This window comes from Rhodococcus sp. R1101, from assembly GCF_000278445.1.
In the GTDB taxonomy this organism is placed as follows: Bacteria; Actinomycetota; Actinomycetes; order Mycobacteriales; family Mycobacteriaceae; genus Rhodococcus; species Rhodococcus gordoniae.
On sequence record NZ_AJVB01000591.1, the window covers coordinates 1 to 2,074 of the forward strand.

The 2,074-nt window shown below is 68.5% G+C and carries 3 protein-coding genes; all 3 read left to right on the forward strand.

Features of this window, described 5'->3' with window-relative positions:
• Positions 1-394: HD domain-containing protein (locus tag R1101_RS28120; protein ID WP_016935398.1), on the forward strand; the 394-nt coding region annotated here is incomplete at its 5' end.
• A gap of 191 nt (positions 395-585) precedes the next feature.
• Positions 586-1,194, forward strand: a complete 609-nt coding sequence (locus R1101_RS0122040; RefSeq protein WP_198420318.1) for a hypothetical protein — start codon at positions 586-588, stop codon at positions 1,192-1,194.
• Entirely contained in the window at positions 1,194-1,751 is a 558-nt protein-coding gene (locus R1101_RS0122045; RefSeq protein WP_016935401.1) for a hypothetical protein, read from the forward strand. The genes R1101_RS0122040 and R1101_RS0122045 overlap by 1 nt, the downstream gene beginning before the upstream one ends.
• The last annotated feature ends 323 nt before the right edge of the window (positions 1,752-2,074 follow it).

A 2,074-nucleotide genomic window follows, 5' to 3' on the forward strand; every position in this document is an offset into this window, starting at 1 on the left:
TGCCGCCCACCGCGGCCAGGTCGACAAGGCCGGCCAGCCCTACATCACCCACCCCGCGCGCGTCGCCGCCCGGGTGGCCGGTGACGAGAGCGCCGTGGCGGCCGCCTGGCTGCATGACGTCGTCGAAGACACCCCGGTCACCCTCGCCGACCTCGAAGAATCGTTCCCTGCCGAGGTCACCACCGCAGTCGATGCACTGACCCGCCGTCCCGGTGAAGCCCCGGCCGACTACTACGTCCGCGTGCGGGCAGTGCCCCTGGCGTTGACGGTCAAACTCGCGGACCTGGCCGACAACAGTGACCCGCAGCGCCTGGCCCGGCTCGACGCCGCCACCCGCGAGCGCCTGATCGCCAAATACGCCCGCGCGCGGGCCGAGCTGACCGCCGGTGTGTAGGGCCGAGGACGACGGCGGCCGCAGATGCACCGATCACCGACAGCACAAGTCGACGTCGATCGAGGCACTGCGACCCGACCCGGCACCGGATCGGCCCGGCGTCGAGTGGGCCACCGACCCGGACAGCACCCCGCGCCGGCTCTACGCCGACTATCCGGCCGAGGTCGCAGCCCTGGCTGGTCGTCGAGACGATGACTGCCGTGAAGCAGCAGGAGGCCGCGATGACCGCTGATGTGCTCTCCGTACTGCCCGAGGGTGCCCGCATGTATGGACTCGAGTTCCGGATGAAGAGCCCGGCCTCGCTGGCCCGCAAGCTCGCCGACCGCGTCAAGGCCGCACCGTTCATCGAGCCGGAACGGATCGTGGAGAAGATCACCGACGGCGTCCGCTACACCGCGATCTCCCGCCCCGAGCACACGGTCGCGACCGCCCGGGCGATGGCCGCCGGGCTCTCCCATCGCGGTTGGATGGTGATCGAGGCCGAACAGTCCTATCTCGACGGCAACCAGTACAAGGGCCTGCACATCCTCGCCCGCCACCCCAGCGGACGCGTCGCCGAGTTCCAGTTCCACACCGACGCCTCACAGCAGGTCAAGGACGACACCCACGCCGACTACGAGCGCGCCCGCGACACCAGCGTTCCCGCCACCGAGCGGGCCGCGCTGATCGAAAAGATGACCGCCCGCTGGGCGCAGGTCCCCACCCCACCCGGACTCACGCAGCTGTCCGAACTCGGCGGTCGCCCGGTCACCCCGAAGAACTACGCACCACGGAAGATGAATCTCGGAAGGGACACGTGATGAGCCTCTACACCGTCAGTTACCTCGGTCAGGATCAGTGGCTCGCCTACGAGGACACCCAGGCCGCCCGGATCTACGCCTATGTCCCGAACCTGAGCCGGTTCGTGCTGCACCGCCAGCTCGGCCAGGACTTCTACTGGGACAACGAACTCGACTGGACGCCGGTCGACGCCGCGACCGGCCACGGCATTGTCGAGACCGGCCAGCTCGGCAAGCTCGACGGCCGCCGGCATCGGGATCTGCTCGACGAGCTGACCGCCGAACCCGATCGCCGCTCCGTCGATGAGGTGTTCGGTGCCCAACCTGTCCCCGAGCGGACACCGACGGCACAGGAGTTCGCCGCGGCGAAGGTCAATGCCCTGGCTTCAGCTGCACCGGGGACATGGGTGACCTACAAGGTCTATGCCCGCGATAAGCGCCGGTTGGCCAGCGTCGCCGCTCGCGACCTGCGCACCGGGAAGATCGCCGCGGTCCGCAAGTCCGGTCTGCACATCGACTCCCGCGTGATCTCGACCGTCGATGGTCGTCTTGCCGTGGAGATCACCCGCACCGCCTGAACGAAGGTGTTCCGGCCGACAGGAAACGACATACCCCCGGGTGCGGGAAGGGACGCAGTAGGGGACCAGCGTCTACCGCGGCCGAATCCGCCTCTCTTGACGCGACGATAGGGCTTTGAACAGCGAAGACGGCATGTCCCCGTAGTGGGGGCGGCGGGTGGGCAGCTACTGCTGGTCGAGGGTTCACACCGCCATCGTGGTGCTGCCGTCGGTGTCGATCTAGGCCGTGGCGGTATCGCTGGCATGTTGGAAGTGGCCGGCTTCGATCTTCTTTCGAGCGGCCTTGAAGGCGCGGTTGGAGGTGGCTGGCGCCTCAGCGTCGA

Excerpts from the sequence above, each read along its gene's own strand:
- R1101_RS0122040 (WP_198420318.1), top strand. The coding sequence starts at position 586 with ATGACTGCCGTGAAGCAGCAGGAGGCCGCGATGACCGCTGATGTGCTC.
- R1101_RS0122045 (WP_016935401.1), top strand. The coding sequence starts at position 1,194 with ATGAGCCTCTACACCGTCAGTTACCTCGGTCAGGATCAGTGGCTCGCC.